Below are 15,773 nucleotides of genomic sequence, written 5' to 3' on the forward strand. Positions count from 1 at the left end.
ATTCAATTAATTCAATTATACGAAATCTAATAATCACTATAGAATACTCTATATCAACAACATACGCCAACCAAAGGAGTGAATAAGGATGGATCTTAACAATAAAGTAGCCTTAGTAACTGGTGGAGGTACTGGAATTGGCAAAGCTGTAAGTCTAGAATTAGCCCGACGCGGAGTCCTTGTTGCAGTGAACTATTCTAGATCCGAGGCGGAAGCTAATGAAACCGTGAATACGATTATAAATCAAGGTGGGCAAGCGATAGCAGTACAAGCCGATGTTTCTAAGGATCAGGAAGTGCGAAGTATGGTCCATTCGATTATTCAGCATTTTGGGACGGTAGATCTGCTGGTGAATAACGCCAGTATTACTAAACATATTGCGCTGGGTGATCTGGAAAAAGCAACAGAGGAAGTCTGGGATGAACTCTATGATGTGAATGTGAAAGGAATGTTTTTCTGCGCCAGAGCAGTTGCTCCGTATATGAACCTGAGCGGTTCAGGCACCATCGTCAATCTCGGCAGCATCGCCGGACAAACTGGCTTAGGCTCTTCCCTTCCTTATGCGGTCTCCAAAGCTGCTGTTCATGGCCTCACGAAATCTCTCGCCCATGCGCTAGCTCCAACTATTAGAGTGAACTGTGTCGCACCGGGAGCTGTTGCTACCAGATGGTGGTCTGGTCGAGAAGAACAGATGCATAAATTAGCACCTAATCTGCTGCTCCAGCGTATATCATCCACTGAGGATATCGCTCAATTCGTCTGCGCAACACTCGAACAGGAAGCAATGACCGGACAGATCATTACGGTAGATAGTGGACAAACGTTGTAACAACTAAACAAATGGCATATCAATTGAAGTGCCGATAGAATAATTAGGGAATTTCTCCCTGTAATTCTGACATATCTACTCATCCAAATAGTAATTACGGAAAACCTCCCTATAATTTAGCTGATTTGCTGGAAAATAAAGAAATCCCCCTGATTTTTAGGGAGGAATTCCTTGTTTTCGTTCATTTAAGGCTAAACTCGGCTATTTTCAGGGAGTTTTTCCCTAATTCCTCTCTAGCCCGCTCGATCGTCGTTTGGTCTATTTTATAAAGATAGAAGCTGCCCCAAAAGTAGAATTCTCTACTTCTAGGACAGCCTCTATTGCATAAATATTGGTGATGTCTTTAGTTAGGTTCACTACCCCAAATCAAGTTTCCTGACACGTATGCTGGTGTTTTGCTCCAGTCCACATAATTAGTATCCACCGCATTAAAAGAAAAATCTCCGGTTTGAGTGTAATTCGTCCAATCCTCTTTAGACACACGCACCTGAATGTCGATACTCGCACCCGCCGCAAGTGAACCTGCTGCACTTGAGAAACCAACCTCCAGATAATAATCCGCATTTGCTTTAGCTGTTGGCAATTTTACAAATGTTCCTGTTACATTCGCGCTTCCCACCTGTGACCAGTCGCAGAAGAAGCTTTGTGCCTTCTCACCATCAATAGTGTAATAGTATCTCACTTTCACATCAGAGAGTGTCACAGCACTTGTGCTCGTATTCACCAGCTTAAACTTTGGATTCAACGTATTTCCGGAAGCAGACAATGAACTATTATACATCTGTACTTTCAATGCTGCAGTAGGAGCTACTGTCGTATCCGCAATCGTGACAACCAAGGATTGTGTGGTTCCTGCACTAAACTCAAAGGTAAGCGTAGTGCTTCCCAACGCTTGGGTTGCCAGATACTCTTTCTTGATCGTTACTGTAGAACCACTCACTGTATAATCTGTGCTTGCTACGAGGGTGGCTGTTCCGTTTTTGATCGTGCTGAGCGTATTTCCGTTCAACGTCATAGTTACTCCTACGTCTGCTTGATTCGCAGTTTTCTTATCAAAGCCTGCCATTGTTGGGGTTATCGTGGAGTTAGTTACTGGTGTTGTCGTATCCGTTACCGCAACCGCTAAGGATTGCGTCGCTCCTGCGCTAAAGCTGAACGTCAGCGTGGTCGTCCCTACCGCTTGCGTCGCTAGATACGCTTTTTTAATGGTCACAGTAGATTCACTGACCGTGTAATCTGTACCAGTAACCAATGTCGCCGTTCCGTTTTTGATCGTGCTGAGCGTGTTTCCGTTCAACGTCATAGTTACTGCTACGTCTGCTTGATTCGTAGTTTTCTTATCAAAGCCTGCTATTGTCGGGGTTATCGTGGAGTTGGATACTGGTGTTGTCGTATCCGTCACCGCAACCGCTAAGGATTGATTAGCCCCTGCGCTAAAGCTAAACGTCAGCGTGGACGTTCCTACCGCTTGCGTCGCTAGATACGCTTTTTTAATGGTCACAGTAGATCCACTGACCGTGTAATCTGTACCACTAACCAATGTCGCCGTTCCGTTCTTGATCGTGCTGAGCGTATTTCCATTCAGTGTCAGCGTTACTGCGACGTCGGCCTGATTCGCTGTTTTCTTATCAAAGCTTGCGGTTGTTGGTGTTATCGTGGAGTTAGTTACTGGTATTGTCGTATCCGTCACCGCAACCGCCAATGATTGATTAGCCCCTGCGCTAAAGCTAAACGTCAGCGTGTTTGTTCCTACCGCTTGCGTCGCTAGATACGCTTTTTTAATGGTCACAGTAGATCCACTGACCGTATAATCTGTACCAGTAACCAATGTCGCCGTTCCGTTCTTGATCGTGCTGAGCGTATTTCCATTCAGTGTCAGCGTTACTGCGACGTCGGCCTGATTCGCTGTTTTCTTATCGAAGCTTGCAGTTGTTGGAGTAATGGTTGAGCCTGTAGCTGGTAGATTGACAGGATCAGCATACAATGTGCCTCGGCCATTCGTTCCGAGATATACACGTCCGTAAATTCTTGGGTCACCAGTAATCGCCATATTAATCTTGGCGTATTGGTGGGCATCGTCATTAATACGAACCCAAGTTGCGCCAACATCATCGGAACGGAAGACACCCCGCACGCCATCAATCTTCGCTACCGTGTACAGTGCCATATAAGTTTGACCCGGCGCAGCCTTTCCATAACCAATGAGATCAGCTTCTTGTACGTTGGTTAACTTCGTGAAGCTCGCACCAGAGTTCGTGGAGTGCCACAAACCATACTTATTCTCAGTCGTATTTCCTCCTGCAAACCAGATGTCACCTTCAATACCTGGTACTGCCTTCATGCTGATCTGAGCTTCATTCGGCTGTAATCCAGCTACATTATTGGTTGGGAAACCTGAAGCTGAAGTGGCAGTAAATGTAGCTCCGCCATCCACACTAACATAGAAGACCCCAGCAAAAAAACCATAAAATTTGTTAGCATTCACTCGGTCAGATGCTACTTTTGCTCCTGCAGGTAATCCGGCGCTTGCTGTCCAAGAGTTACCCGTTGTTTTGGAGTAGTACACACCAATATCCGAGGTGCTCCACAAAATAGAGTTCCCACTTGCAGACACAGCTACTTGTCCATGCCCTACTGTTGTTTTGGTGCCATTTGACGGTTCTGAATTTGGCATGTACCAGTTCACACCACCATCGTTAGAGATACCAATGGATTTCATACTTGGTGTCTTCTCTTTATCTGCACTGCCTACCCGTACCATATAAGATGGACTCAACTCTGCATAATCGATACTCATTGTTGTTGCCCATGAAGGACTGGTCTGGAATTTAGTTGGAGCTACCGACAAATCCTCATGACGGAAACCAGAAACGTCACCAAGTGCAGTGATCAAATGGGAGGTTCCCGTTGGTGGGCTTATCAGTCCGAGCACAGCCGTTTCCTCCACACCCTTGGCCATAACCGAGATATTCACCTTGCCTCCGGTATCCCATGAGGTCAAATTGTTCGAGCCATAAATGGTGGCCCCCGTACCATACATCATCCGGTTAGAGTTGAAAGGGTCAATTTCCAGATCGCCCATCATCCAGCCCAGTTTCGGTGAAGGATCAAGCGAGGTCGAAGTCGTTCCATGATCGAGCCAAGGTGCTGCTGTGATATCCATACTGAACTTATAAGTTCGTTCTGGATAGTTGCCCCAGTCCCAAATTCGGCTCCATGTTGCACCACCGTTAGTACTGCGGAAAATCACTTCATCAGGCCACCAAGCATTTAAACTGGATACCATAACTGTGTTAGGATTCTGTGCATCCACAGCTAAACCACCGAAGCCATACCAATTATCCGTTCCGGTTGAAGGACTGATGTTCGTCCATGCACCGCTTGTTTTATTGTATTTCCAAACCTCACCTTTACTTCCGTCATAAGGACCTACACCATTGCTATAAGTAATATACAGATCGCCTGTAGATGAAAGCACGCCATGATGTGGCAAGTAGCCTGAAGGTTGTCCTGCCAGAGCTGTCCAAGTTACGCCTCCATCTGTACTTCGATATACGCTGCTTGCTGTATCGGCAACCCCTACATATATCGTTTGAGTCGCATTGCCAAGTGTTCCTGTGCTTTTATCGAACGTAATCCAGGATAGGCCGACAAGATCATTTCCGTAATCCAGTGTCGGATTCTGAATATATGTTCCTACATTCGTAAAGGAGGTTACCTTCGACCAAGTAACACCGGAGTCCGTACTTTTCCAGAGCCCATTGCCACTTCTGGCTCCGAAGAATAAAATATTATTCTTATTCGGGTCAATGACGAGGCGTTCACCCGCAGAGCGGCCCGGCATATTGCCACCTACCTTAAAAGGCAGCGGAGTGGTTTGCCAGGTGTTTCCCCGGTCACTAGAGCGCATGATCTGACCGTTATTATCCCAGGAGTTAGTATAAGTACCTGTTGCCATATAGACTTTGTTCGGATCAATAGGATCTGTAGCAAGGGCATCTACACCATTCTTATTCCAATCGACCCAGCCTACGGAGTCACTAATCGAAGTCCAACTAGAGGTAGCCTGATTCCATCGATACGCACCCCCGATATCTGTTCTGGCATAAATTAAATTGGGTTCGGACTGATTAAAAATAATTCCGGGTACAAAACCACCGCCGGCTCCCGTTACAACACTCTTCCAATTGTAAGGTTCACTTGCGGCCGCATGAGTAGTAGCTGGGAATGCAGAGAATAAAGAGCCTATCATCGCGCCAAGCAGGATTAACAATCCAGTTTTTCGGATACGATTACGAATCACGTTTTACGCCTCCTACAATTTTATTGGTTTGCTTTTGTTTTCCTCCTACTCTGTATCCCTGCTTCTTCCCTCCCCCCTAAATTCGACTATTTAAATTTTTCCGATAACGCTTTCATTATAATGGTAATGTTTTTCATAATCGATAGAAAATGGTTGTATTTTCATGAAGTTTGTCTCTAAAAATCGTACCATTTTCACACCTTAGATTACATTTCACTAGCATAAATGCCTTAGGCGTCCTATAAGGACGGTAAGCGGTTAAGCGAGAAATAGAAGGATAATTTATAGCGTAAGCATATACATTAATCTATTTCAAAAAAAACAGATGCCTCCTTTTGAGATGGCATCCGTTTCTCGATTAACTTTATTGATTTATTGCCGCAAACGACTCTGCTGCTGCAGAAAGATAATAAGCCAACCCCGTTTGCTGATTCTCAAGCATTTTAAGATGAAAGTCATCACTTAAGAAAAATTGAGTCTGAGCTGCAAAGTCTTTCACAGATATGTTATGGCCATGTTTGTTCATAAATTCAAGATGACATCGAATCAAATTCTCTATTTCCTTATCGTTATGTTTTAACCCTTCTCTTAATGAACTTGCTATTTTATTCATAAATGTCATGCCTTCAAGTGCTTGTTCATTCATATCCGGAACATCTTCTGGTAAAACTTCAATAGAGTCCATCCCATACGATTCCTTCAAATATTGATTTTGCTCGATCAGCGCTTCTTTCCATTCTCTTTCGCTTTCAAATCCTTCGAACATTTCCTTATTATCCATGCGCTCCCCATCCTTTAAATAACCAATAGATTTACGTAATGTCTGAACAATCGTATCCAGCCTGGCTTTGCGGCCAAGGAGTAGCTCCTCCTGCTGCGAAAGAATAGAGTACCTGTCCGAATGATGATCCATCATTTCCTTGATTTGATCTAAAGAAAATTCTAATTCTCTGTAAAATAGAATCTCTTGCAAACGTTCCAGCTCTTTCGTTCCATACAACCGGTATCCAGCATCACTTATCCTGCTTGGTAAGAGAAGACCGATCTTGTGATAATGATGAAGCGTTTTGATTGTAACCTTGGACAGTTCCGATACTTCTTTTACCGTGTACAATGTTGTTCATTCCTCCTTTCCTTAAGTAGCTTAATGCCTCCCCTAAGAGGAGTGTCAAATCAAAAATCCAGAAGAATCCCAAAAAAGCCCTCTCCACCCTAACGGTGAAGAAAGCTACTACTGGTTAATGCGTAAGCACAAATTCATCCAGCATCTTACCATCCACATCATAAGCCTGATAAGTCAAACTATCCTTGGTAACACTAATCCCTGCGAACATTTGCTTGTAGTTTTGAAAATGCACCGCATGATAGAACTGATCCTCTTTTTTCTCGTTAAATTTCCCTCCGGAAGCATTGGTCACCACATATACCGTACCTTTTTTAGCACCTACCGGATTCTCACCTTCAGGAACGATTTTTCCAGCCCGCAAAGGGTAGGATCTGGAGTACTCATGATTATGACCCTGCAGCACCAGATCGACCTCATATGCATCAAAAATATTCGTCCAATCTTCAACCTTCTTATATGAATTGCCCCCGTATGCCGGACGGTGCATCGCAACAATCTTCCATTCCTTATCCGTGCTCTTCAAATCTTGCTTCAGCCACTCAGCTTGCTTTTTCAAATTGCTCTCCGTATTCAATACAGACACATGTACAGGACCGTAATCGAAGGAATACGAGGTGCCCGCAATAGAACCTTTTGCCCCGTTATCTGGCAGGTTGAAATGAGAAGTAAAGTCCGTCGCATCGTCATCAACCTGATCATGATTTCCCGTAACAGGCATTAATGGTGTCCCCGAAAGCAAGCCTTGCACGTTACCAAAAAATTGATCCCAGCCCGCCGAATCCTCCGGGTTCTCCGTTAAGTCACCATTATGCACAATAAATTTCGCCTCTGGAAAGGTCTGAACGGCCTTGCTCAATGTCTTCCCCCACAGCTTAAAATCATCCGCCCTCTCCCCTTGAGAATCCGCGACGTTGATAAACGTAACACTATCTAGTTCAACCTCTTCCGTGGTGAATTCCGCAACTGAACTCCATCCTCCCTCAAGCCCGCTGCCCACTCTGTAAGAATATAACGTCCCAGGTTCAAGTCCTGTAACCTCCGCTTTGTGAACACCTCTGGGACCATGGTCCGTTTTTATGGTGCTACTATTTGCTTCTACCCTTAGTACATCCGATTCTACAAAAGTGGACATCTGTCCCTTTACTAACTCCAGAACTCCTGCGGCATTGGAATCGCTAGTATACCAAGTAAACGCACGACTCGTTCCCGCATCTCCCTTAAAGGTGGTAACAAGATCATACGGGGCTGATGATTTCTTGGAGCTCCCGGATTTGGACCACTCCATCCCAACAGCCACCAAGATCAGAACAATCACTACTATCCCTAGGATGATGGCGAATTTATAGTCTTTCATCACGGCTCCTCCTTCATTTTTCTCTCTAGTCTTCTAACTAAGATAGCCTTCCAGAAAGTCAGAAGTCAAATCTATAGATCTATACTTTTGTTAACGCAGTGTAAAACATTCAGCTAACATTCAGTCTATTTTAAGTTAAGCATAAGGTCTGTCTCCTAGAATTAGTTGTGCAAGAAGGTTAGCCAACGACAGAGATAGAGATAGAAACGAGGTGGGAAAATGAGTAACAAGCTTCAATTCCGGCATGAACTAAAATTCTTCATTAACTATCATCAATACCTTGTATTACGCCAACGATTACAGAGTTTGATTGATACAGACCAGCATGCCAATGAAAGTGGCGAATATCATATCCGCAGTTTGTATTTTGACGACATCAACAACTCGGCGCTTGCCGACAAACTCGGAGGTCTCAGAGAACGCGCCAAATATCGTATTCGTATCTACAACATTCAAGACAACATCATTCACTTTGAGAAAAAAATCAAAATGGACGATTATATCGCCAAAATTAAAGAGCCGCTGACCCGTCAAATGTACGACGAGATCATGGCAGGTAACTATGAGGTCCTGAATGTCCCGGACAGTCCACTGTTCATGGAATTATACAATCAGATGCGCCATAACCTTCTTCGGCCGAAGGTCATCGTGGATTATGTTCGCGAGCCCTATGTTTGCCACAACGGCAACGTGCGGATCACGTTCGATAAAGAATTACGTACCGGTCTGCATTCGACGGATATTTTTGATAAGGATTTGCATCCGATTCGGGCGATTGATGAGAACTTTATTATTTTTGAAGTGAAATTCGATGAGTACATTCCGGAATACATTAAAATTGCGCTGCAGTTAGAGGGGCTGAACAGACAGTCCGCTTCAAAATATGTGATCTGCCGCAAATTCTTAAAAACTAACACTTGGGAGGATTATTGATTATGAATGCATCACTAGCAACAATGGCAGCAACCGCAACAACAGATACAACCACAAATACTTTTTCAGATATCATTAAAAACTCGGTGATAGACAACTTTGTCTCCGATATAAGCATCTCGAAAATGCTAATCACGTTAGGTGTGGCTTTTCTGATTGGCTACTTTATTTACCTTCTCTATAAACGTGTATTTAGCGGAGTGTTATACTCCAAAAGCTTCAACGTCTCGCTAATGGGCATGACCATGATTACAGCCACTGTCATTATCGCCATCAACTCTAATCTTGTGCTGTCCCTCGGTATGGTCGGCGCATTGTCCATCGTTCGTTTCAGAACGCCGATCAAAGATCCAACAGATCTGATCTTCTTGTTCTGGGCAGCAGTCGCAGGCATTGTAACTGGCGCTGGCTTCTTCACTTTGGCTATTGTTGGTTCAATCATCATTGGTCTAATTCTGTTCCTGTTCATCAAAAATTCTTCTATCGAAACACCATATTTGCTAGTCATTAACTGTGATAGCGACGAGAGTGAACGTGAAGTCCACAGCCATATCACCAAATCTGTGAAACGCTACAACGTGAAGCAAAAAACAGTATCTGCAAACAATATCGAATTAACACTGGAGCTTCGTCTGGATGATAAAGTAGGTGGCTTTGTCAATACCGTTTCCGACTTAAAGGGTGTTAAAAATGCACTTCTGATTAGCTATAGCGGCGACTATGTATCCTAAACACAATAAGATGAAAGGCGGTGCCCCAGATGAAAGCAAGAGGTAAATCTATCCTGCTGAGTCTTTGTTGCCTGCTGCTGGTCATCGCTGTAGCTGGGTGCCAGAACGCAAGTCCATCGGCAACAAACGAAACTGCAACAGATTCTAAGGATAAGGTAGTCTCGAGCGACGAGAAAAATCTAGACGAGCAGGTCTTTCCAAAAGATAAGGTCGTCGATGTCAAAATCACTTTGGACCCGGATGATTTTCAGGATATGCTGGATAATGCCAGCGCGGAAGAATATAAAACCGCATCGGTTGAGTACAACGGCGTTAAATTCGATAACGTTGCCGTGCGGACCAAAGGAAATCTTAGTCTCAGAAGTGTAGTACAGATGACAGACTCTGATCGGTACAGCTTTAAAATTTCTTTTGATGAATATGTGAACCAGAACTTATTTGGCATCACTAAGATCAACCTGAATAACAATTACAGCGATGCTTCTTATATGCGTGAATTTCTGACCTACGAGCTCGCTGAAAGTGTCGGACTTCCGACGCCGAAATATTCCTTCGTCAATGTATACGTCAACGATGAGCTAAAGGGCTTCTACCTCGCGGTAGAACAGATCGGCGACGCATATTTGGAACGCAATTTCGGGAACTCTTACGGCGCACTTTATAAAGGGGAAATGACCGGTCAGGGTAGTGACTTGACTTGGCTTGGTGACGACCCTTCCCTCTATACCGGATTAGTAATGAAGTCGGATAAATCTAACGATGATATTCTGATCGATATGCTGAATGAGCTTAATAACGGCACCGATTATGAAAAATACATCGACGTAGAGGAATCGCTGAAGTATATCGCTCTAAATGCGGTCACGGCAAATATGGACAGTTATTTAGGTGGTAATAAACAAAATTATTACTTATATGAAGACGAAGGCGTCTTCTCGATCCTGCCGTGGGATTATAATATGGCTTTTGGCGGCATGGGCAGCGCAGACGTACTGATTGACGAGCCTACACAAGGCGCGCTGGCTGAACGTCCTCTGATTGCGAAGCTACTTGCTAACGACGAATACAAAGCGAAATATCACGAAATCGTCAGCGAAATGATTAATGGCTATCTAGCTGATGATACGTTCCAAACTAGAATGGATCAGCTGGACATGATGATTTCCAGCTATGTCAAAGCAGATCCTTCTGCTTTCTACACCTTCGAGCAATATGAAGAAGGGATTAAGTCTGTTAAGACCTTCATGTCGAACATGGCTAAAAATATCCAGCAACAGCTCGACGGAACCATTCCTTCCTCCGGTGACGGATCGGGAAGCGGTATGGGTGGTGGCATGGGCGGCGGCTTTGGTGGTGGCGCTAGGAATGGCACTGGTGCTGGTGCTTCTGGTGCTGGACAAGGCACGAACGGCGCGGGTAACAAGCAGCCTGGCGCGGGGGCGGAACAGAGCGCGGGTGGTGCTGCACCGAACGCCGAAAGCGGGCAAGCTGCCACGGATGGACAGGCTCCTCAGGGCGGTGCAGGCGGTGAGCCCGGTGCCATGGGCGGACCGGATATCCCTGATGCCGGCGCGGGTCCCGGCAGTAACACGCAAGCAACAGCTGGCGGGCAAGTTGCTCAAGGTGGTCAGACCAACACCGATGGGCAAGCCGCTCAAGGTGGATTCACTGGAGGGCCTGGCGGTGCACCGGGTGCCATGGGTGGACCAGCTATCCCTGAAGGTGGAAATGGCCCTGGCGGTGGCGGAATGGGTGGTGGCATGGGTGGTGGCATGGGTGGTAACTTTGGCGGCGTTGCTGGTGCTATGCAGCAAAAAGGCAGCACGAGTGAAGCCATCACTACTGGGGTCGCGATACTTCTCTTACTGCTGACTGCAGTCTTTGTGACCTTCTATAAGCGGAAACGGCTGTAGACAAGTAAAAGTAATTCACAACAAAAAAACATAAAAGAAGCTCCCGTCGTTTATCGGCTGGGGCTTCTTTCATGTCCTAAAGATCATATTGCCAAATTTCCACAAAAAAACCGTGAACAGTCTCAAACTTCACTCGAGACTGTTCACAGTTATAAATTCAAACTTTTTTCTTATCAAAGTATCCAACTCAGATCACGGAATCCAACGATCTCCGCTTACTCTTTCCGCCCGCGCAATATACTTATAGCCGCTATTAAAAAGGCAAGTAAAGATATCCCGACTGCGATGTAGACCATTGGATTGACACTGTTTGATTTTTCCTCATCTTTCATAATAGCATTATGCTCTTCCATGCTCATGGAATCGCTCTTCACATTGGAACCGTGAGATTGTTCATCCCCACTGGAAGCTTGTACAATTGTAGTAATGGAATGCGGATTCTCTGTTCCAGCCTCACCGGACCATTGCACCAAGCTTCCATCGGCATAGTGCTGATAAGCATCCCATGCAATGTCGCCAGCGGCATCAGGGTTCTTGGCCGTAAAGTAGAAGCGTTGGAATTGCCCCTTCTGAATGCCCTCACCATTAGCTATCCAGCTAACCTTATTCCCCTCAATGGTAACATCCCATCCGGGTGTAGCCTCATATTGTTTAAACTCGGCACCTGCTGGAACTCGTAGATCAACTTGTACAGTTGCCACGTCTTTTTCCGAAGGAACCTTTAATGTATAAGTCTCCCATGCCCCCGTGCTAGATTGTGCTGGTGCCACGGTTACGTGCGCGCTAGCCACTGCTGCGAACAATAACAGTGTTGCTGCAGCTGGTGCGAATAACGTCATTATTTTGCGAGATAATCTGTTCATAGTTAGCCTCTTCTCATCAATAATTATATATCTTCGTCCTTAACTTCCTGCTATACATCTTTCGAAAAATCTCGTTTACGCGAAGCAAGCCCTTGCTCCAAGGCATAACGCGTCAGCTGCGTTCGGTTTTGGAGTTGCAGCTTTTGGAGGATGTTCTTCAAATGGTTTTTTACGGTATGCTCCGAAATCCCCAAGCTCACTGCAATCTCCTTGTTTTTTGATCCAGAAGATACACAGCTTAAAATTTCTTTCTCTCTAGCCGTCAACGACTCCCCTTCATCCGTTACAGAGGGTACGGTGAACTCCTTCAAGATTTGAAAAGCCAGCTCCCGACTAAGCGGTGCTTCTTCATTAACAATGGCCTGCAAATATTGAATCCAGGTGGAAGGTGCCAGATTCTTTAGCAAATACCCCTGTGCTCCTTGCTTTAGCGCTTCGAGGAGGTGGGAAATTTCGTCCGATACGGTAACGATAACGATTTTGACATAAGGATATTCCTGCTTGATCCGGCGAGTCGTCTCCAGCCCGTCCATTTCCGGCATCTGAATATCGATTAGGATGAGATCAGGCATCCACTGGGCTGTGAAAGCGATCGCTTCAGCACCACTCTCCACTACTCCAATGACCTCAAAACTATCATCCATGGACAAAATCTCGCACATCGCCTCACGTGCATGCGCATGGTCATCTACAACTAAAACCCGGTATCGGCTCATGGACTGACTTCCCCTTTCGTAATTTCAACCTGGGTGCCTGTGTCACCAGAAGTCAGCCTAAGCTTCCAGCCCATCCCCTCGACACGTTCCTTCATGATCTGAAGTCCGTAGCTGCCACTCACTTCAAATGGATCATACTGAAATCCTTCTCCATTGTCTGTAACAACTACCCTCCAGTTCTTCTCATCGCCAGCGCCAGTAATTGAAACCAGTCCAGCTCGTGTATGCTTACGAACATTAATGATCGCTTCGCGAATACAGGATAACAATTCTGATTTTTCCGAAGGGGAGAGCGCATCATCTTGCAGGCTCCATTCGAGAGAGGCTTCGATCATAATCTCGTTCGCCATCTGGGCTAGCTGATCTTTTACCGACTGTTCCAATGAAAAAGAACTCTGCTCTGAGACCGGAATCTTCAGATTGGCAATGGCCTGCCGCACATAACGGTTCACCTCATGGACCGTCTTTTTGATCTGATCCACATTTTCCTCACTGACCTCACCATTCTTGCGGCTTGCTTCTAGCCGGTCGATTTTGACAGATAAGAGAAATAAAGATTGCGCCATTCCATCATGCAGTTCTTTGGCAAGTCCTTCCCGAGCCTTCATTGCATCTTTAAGCGCACGTTCCTGCTCCAGCTCCCGCTGATTCCGCTCCATAAGAGAGAACAAAGGGACGAGCAACACAAGACTGACTAAAAACACCAGGACAGGCGTCAAATAGTTCCCCAAATCCATAGAAATATAAGGCATTAGAAACTGGTGACGCACAATCTCCCAGATCCCCACCATTAGCGTTGGCAATAACAGGATCATATACTTTATTTGTTTATACGTTGCCGTCCCCTCCTGCACATCTTATGCTTAACAATATCACCGTCTCATCTAAGCGACATGACTCGATCGGGCTATATAGACCCATTAATGTTACAAATTTAAGTATTTTAAAAGGAGATTGCTGACATTTATAATATCATAAGCAGGCTTTCTTATATTGTAGCAAAAAAAAGATACATCTCACGATGCACCCAATCATTTCTACTTTTACTGCGAAATCCTACCTAAAGTGGTGAAGTATAACGTCCATATTGGATATCCATTTCTTTAAACGAATCTCCCTCTTTTTTCAGAAAAAACGTATTTACTCCCTCTGAGCCCCACCAATTCAGGCCGAGTAATGGGCCCTCTGAGGTTTCAGCAGCAAAAAGGATGGAGAACATTTCAGGCATAACCTCTCCGCCATCATCCACCCGCCAGACCGAATATTCATCTCCTTGAATCACCGCTGGATAGTCCATGAAGGTAAATTCATCTTTTTCTTTCCAAACGAGACTAAATAACATATCCTGATCCAGCCTTACGAATTGAACGAGATACAGCTGTCGATCTGTAGATAGGTCTGCCAGCTTCCATATTTTCTGAATTTCACGTTTTTTCGTATCTACAATACGCTGTCGAACACTTTCCTCCACAGTAGATAAAGCTTCTTGACCCTCTAAGGATTCAATAGGCAAAAGCGCATCAACCTTAAAGTCTGTTTGATCCGTCAAATAGTAGGTTTCATCCGGGGTCGCACTTGCTTCTTCCACCGTAAAAAGATAACCCGCCAGATTTACAAAATTATGTGCCATCTCCCGGCCATTGCTGTTCTCTGTTCCATCCTGCCATTTATTAAATTTAACCTTTAACACATTCCCCTGATCACCAATAGCCTCATTTAATTGTGCCATCTCCTGATCCAGCCCTTTTTCATGCCCGGTAACTAGAATATTCCGCCCCTCTGCATCCGCAAAGCCAAAATTCGTCTTCAGCTTCTCAGTATCTAGATAAGCTTCAGTCTTCTGCTTGCTTGGAGTTGGTAATGGCTCTGCGCTTGGAGGAAGCGTTGGTGAAGGCAGTACAGTTTCAGCACTTTGTTCCGGTGTAGACTCAACATGATCGCCATCACTGGTCATAGAGTTGTTGCTGGAACAACCCACCAACATAAGAGCAATAAAGAAACTTACCATAAGCTTATTCATTCTTTTTCCTCCAAACGAAGTTAGAATATTCCCATGCTCAGGTAACGTTCCCCCGCATCAGGTGCAATACATAGCACTCGCTTGCCGGCCCCGAGGCGCCGTGCTTCCTGCAATGCTGTCCATACTGCGGCTCCACCTGATGGTCCAAGCAGAATTCCTTCCTGTGCTGCCAGCATTCTCACGGTATTCAGTGCATCTTCATCCGAAACTTGAACAATTTCATCGTAGACCTTTGTATTCAGAATGGCGGGTATAAAGCCCGGACTGGTTCCAACCAGCTTATGCGGTCCAGGCTTTCCACCGGATAATACTGGTGAGCCCTGCGGCTCAACAACTAGAATACGAATATCTGGAAGCTGCTCACGCAACACTTCCCCAGTTCCAGTTATTGTACCACCTGTTCCCGAAGAAGCAACGAACACGTCCAGCTTCCCTTCCATTTGCTCCATAATTTCAAGAGCTGTCGTAGTGCGGTGAATGTCAGGGTTCGCTTTGTTCTCAAATTGCTGTGGAATAAAGCTGTTTGCCACTTCTTTCCCCAGCTCGATTGCTTTTGCTATAGCTCCCGGCATCCGCTCCGCTGCAGGAGTCAGAACAACTTCAGCGCCATAAGCCTTTAGAATATTGATTCGTTCCTTCGTCATATTGTCAGGCATGACAAGAATCGCTTTATAGCCTTTTGCAGCGGCATTCATAGCCAATCCAATGCCTGTATTTCCGCTTGTCGGCTCTATAATGGTCCCTCCGGGCTTCAGCAGCCCGGCTAGTTCTGCTTGCAGGATAAGATTATAAGCTGCTCTATCCTTTACACTGCCACTGGGATTGAAGCGTTCCAGCTTTACATATAGTTCTGCATCTTGGGGGGTGGTCAACCGATTTAGTCGCACAACCGGTGTATTCCCAATCAGCTCAGTTATATTGTTAACAACTAGTGGTGTCATATATAGCGCCTCCTTCATTACTTTACATACCCTTCATTGTAACT

12 protein-coding genes and 1 pseudogene are annotated in these 15,773 nt (G+C 45.3%); 4 read left to right on the forward strand and 9 right to left on the reverse strand.

The window, feature by feature from the left end; genetic code table 11:
• The first annotated feature begins 88 nt into the window (after positions 1–88).
• Positions 89–829: an SDR family NAD(P)-dependent oxidoreductase gene (locus tag MKX35_RS22930; protein WP_076283000.1), complete on the forward strand. Its 741-nt coding sequence runs from the start codon at positions 89–91 to the stop codon at positions 827–829.
• Between the two features lie 343 nt (positions 830–1,172).
• On the opposite strand, the gene MKX35_RS22935 is transcribed toward MKX35_RS22930, so the two are convergent.
• The 4 genes and pseudogenes from MKX35_RS22935 to MKX35_RS22950 all read right to left on the reverse strand — a co-directional run bounded on the left by MKX35_RS22935 (position 1,173) and on the right by MKX35_RS22950 (position 7,612).
• Positions 1,173–1,895 carry a X2-like carbohydrate binding domain-containing protein gene (locus MKX35_RS22935; RefSeq protein ID WP_341061125.1) on the reverse strand — a complete coding sequence of 241 codons (723 nt, stop codon included), beginning with the start codon at positions 1,893–1,895 and terminating at the stop codon, positions 1,173–1,175.
• Between the two features lie 63 nt (positions 1,896–1,958).
• Positions 1,959–5,081, reverse strand: a pseudogene (locus tag MKX35_RS22940) (X2-like carbohydrate binding domain-containing protein); the annotation flags it as partial.
• 415 nt (positions 5,082–5,496) lie between these two features.
• Positions 5,497–6,246, reverse strand: a complete 750-nt coding sequence (locus tag MKX35_RS22945; RefSeq protein WP_076298418.1) for a MerR family transcriptional regulator — start codon at positions 6,244–6,246, stop codon at positions 5,497–5,499.
• 124 nt (positions 6,247–6,370) lie between these two features.
• A complete protein-coding gene (locus MKX35_RS22950; RefSeq protein ID WP_076298419.1) occupies positions 6,371–7,612 on the reverse strand; it encodes a purple acid phosphatase family protein in 1,242 nt (413 codons plus the stop codon).
• 219 nt (positions 7,613–7,831) lie between these two features.
• Between MKX35_RS22950 and MKX35_RS22955 the strand changes: the two genes are divergently transcribed.
• From MKX35_RS22955 to MKX35_RS22965, 3 genes are read left to right on the forward strand one after another with little or no spacing between them, the layout of a single operon-like run.
• A complete protein-coding gene (locus tag MKX35_RS22955) occupies positions 7,832–8,545 on the forward strand; it encodes a polyphosphate polymerase domain-containing protein (protein WP_076298420.1) in 714 nt (237 codons plus the stop codon).
• 23 nt (positions 8,546–8,568) lie between these two features.
• Positions 8,569–9,276 (forward strand): DUF4956 domain-containing protein, encoded by a 708-nt coding sequence (locus tag MKX35_RS22960; protein WP_076298604.1) that lies wholly within the window; start codon positions 8,569–8,571, stop codon positions 9,274–9,276.
• Between the two features lie 29 nt (positions 9,277–9,305).
• Entirely contained in the window at positions 9,306–11,189 is a 1,884-nt protein-coding gene (locus MKX35_RS22965) for a CotH kinase family protein (protein WP_076283006.1), read from the forward strand.
• Positions 11,190–11,404: 215 nt separating this feature from the next.
• Here MKX35_RS22965 and MKX35_RS22970 read toward each other — a convergent pair whose 3' ends face one another.
• From MKX35_RS22970 to cysK, 5 genes are all read right to left on the reverse strand, one after another.
• On the reverse strand, positions 11,405–12,052 hold the full coding sequence (locus MKX35_RS22970) for a YcnI family protein (protein ID WP_076298421.1): 648 nt from the start codon (positions 12,050–12,052) through the stop codon (positions 11,405–11,407).
• Between the two features lie 50 nt (positions 12,053–12,102).
• On the reverse strand, positions 12,103–12,768 hold the full coding sequence (locus MKX35_RS22975) for a response regulator (RefSeq protein ID WP_042187189.1): 666 nt from the start codon (positions 12,766–12,768) through the stop codon (positions 12,103–12,105).
• The gene (locus MKX35_RS22980) at positions 12,765–13,583 is read right to left on the reverse strand and encodes a sensor histidine kinase (RefSeq protein WP_042187187.1); all 819 of its coding nucleotides are present in this window, start codon (positions 13,581–13,583) and stop codon (positions 12,765–12,767) included. Before MKX35_RS22980 ends, MKX35_RS22975 begins: the two co-directional genes overlap by 4 nt.
• Positions 13,584–13,828: 245 nt before the next feature.
• Entirely contained in the window at positions 13,829–14,788 is a 960-nt protein-coding gene (locus tag MKX35_RS22985; RefSeq protein ID WP_076298422.1) for a hypothetical protein, read from the reverse strand.
• Positions 14,789–14,808: 20 nt separating this feature from the next.
• Positions 14,809–15,729 carry a cysteine synthase A gene (gene cysK, locus MKX35_RS22990; RefSeq protein ID WP_076283009.1) on the reverse strand — a complete coding sequence of 307 codons (921 nt, stop codon included), beginning with the start codon at positions 15,727–15,729 and terminating at the stop codon, positions 14,809–14,811.
• Positions 15,730–15,773 lie beyond the last annotated feature (44 nt).

Source organism: Paenibacillus sp. FSL R5-0923 (genome assembly GCF_038009145.1).
GTDB lineage: Bacteria > Bacillota > Bacilli > Paenibacillales > Paenibacillaceae > Paenibacillus_AQ.

Bases quoted from the DNA above. Each gene is read 5' to 3' on its own strand.
- MKX35_RS22930 (WP_076283000.1), top strand. From the start codon at position 89: ATGGATCTTAACAATAAAGTAGCCTTAGTAACTGGTGGAGGTACTGGA.
- MKX35_RS22935 (WP_341061125.1), bottom strand. From the start codon at position 1,895: ATGGCAGGCTTTGATAAGAAAACTGCGAATCAAGCAGACGTAGGAGTA.
- MKX35_RS22960 (WP_076298604.1), top strand. From the start codon at position 8,569: ATGGCAGCAACCGCAACAACAGATACAACCACAAATACTTTTTCAGAT.
- MKX35_RS22975 (WP_042187189.1), bottom strand. From the start codon at position 12,768: ATGAGCCGATACCGGGTTTTAGTTGTAGATGACCATGCGCATGCACGT.
- MKX35_RS22965 (WP_076283006.1), top strand. From the start codon at position 9,306: ATGAAAGCAAGAGGTAAATCTATCCTGCTGAGTCTTTGTTGCCTGCTG.
- MKX35_RS22950 (WP_076298419.1), bottom strand. From the start codon at position 7,612: ATGAAAGACTATAAATTCGCCATCATCCTAGGGATAGTAGTGATTGTT.
- MKX35_RS22955 (WP_076298420.1), top strand. From the start codon at position 7,832: ATGAGTAACAAGCTTCAATTCCGGCATGAACTAAAATTCTTCATTAAC.
- MKX35_RS22985 (WP_076298422.1), bottom strand. From the start codon at position 14,788: ATGAATAAGCTTATGGTAAGTTTCTTTATTGCTCTTATGTTGGTGGGT.
- MKX35_RS22980 (WP_042187187.1), bottom strand. From the start codon at position 13,583: ATGATCCTGTTATTGCCAACGCTAATGGTGGGGATCTGGGAGATTGTG.
- MKX35_RS22970 (WP_076298421.1), bottom strand. From the start codon at position 12,052: ATGAACAGATTATCTCGCAAAATAATGACGTTATTCGCACCAGCTGCA.
- cysK (WP_076283009.1), bottom strand. From the start codon at position 15,729: ATGACACCACTAGTTGTTAACAATATAACTGAGCTGATTGGGAATACA.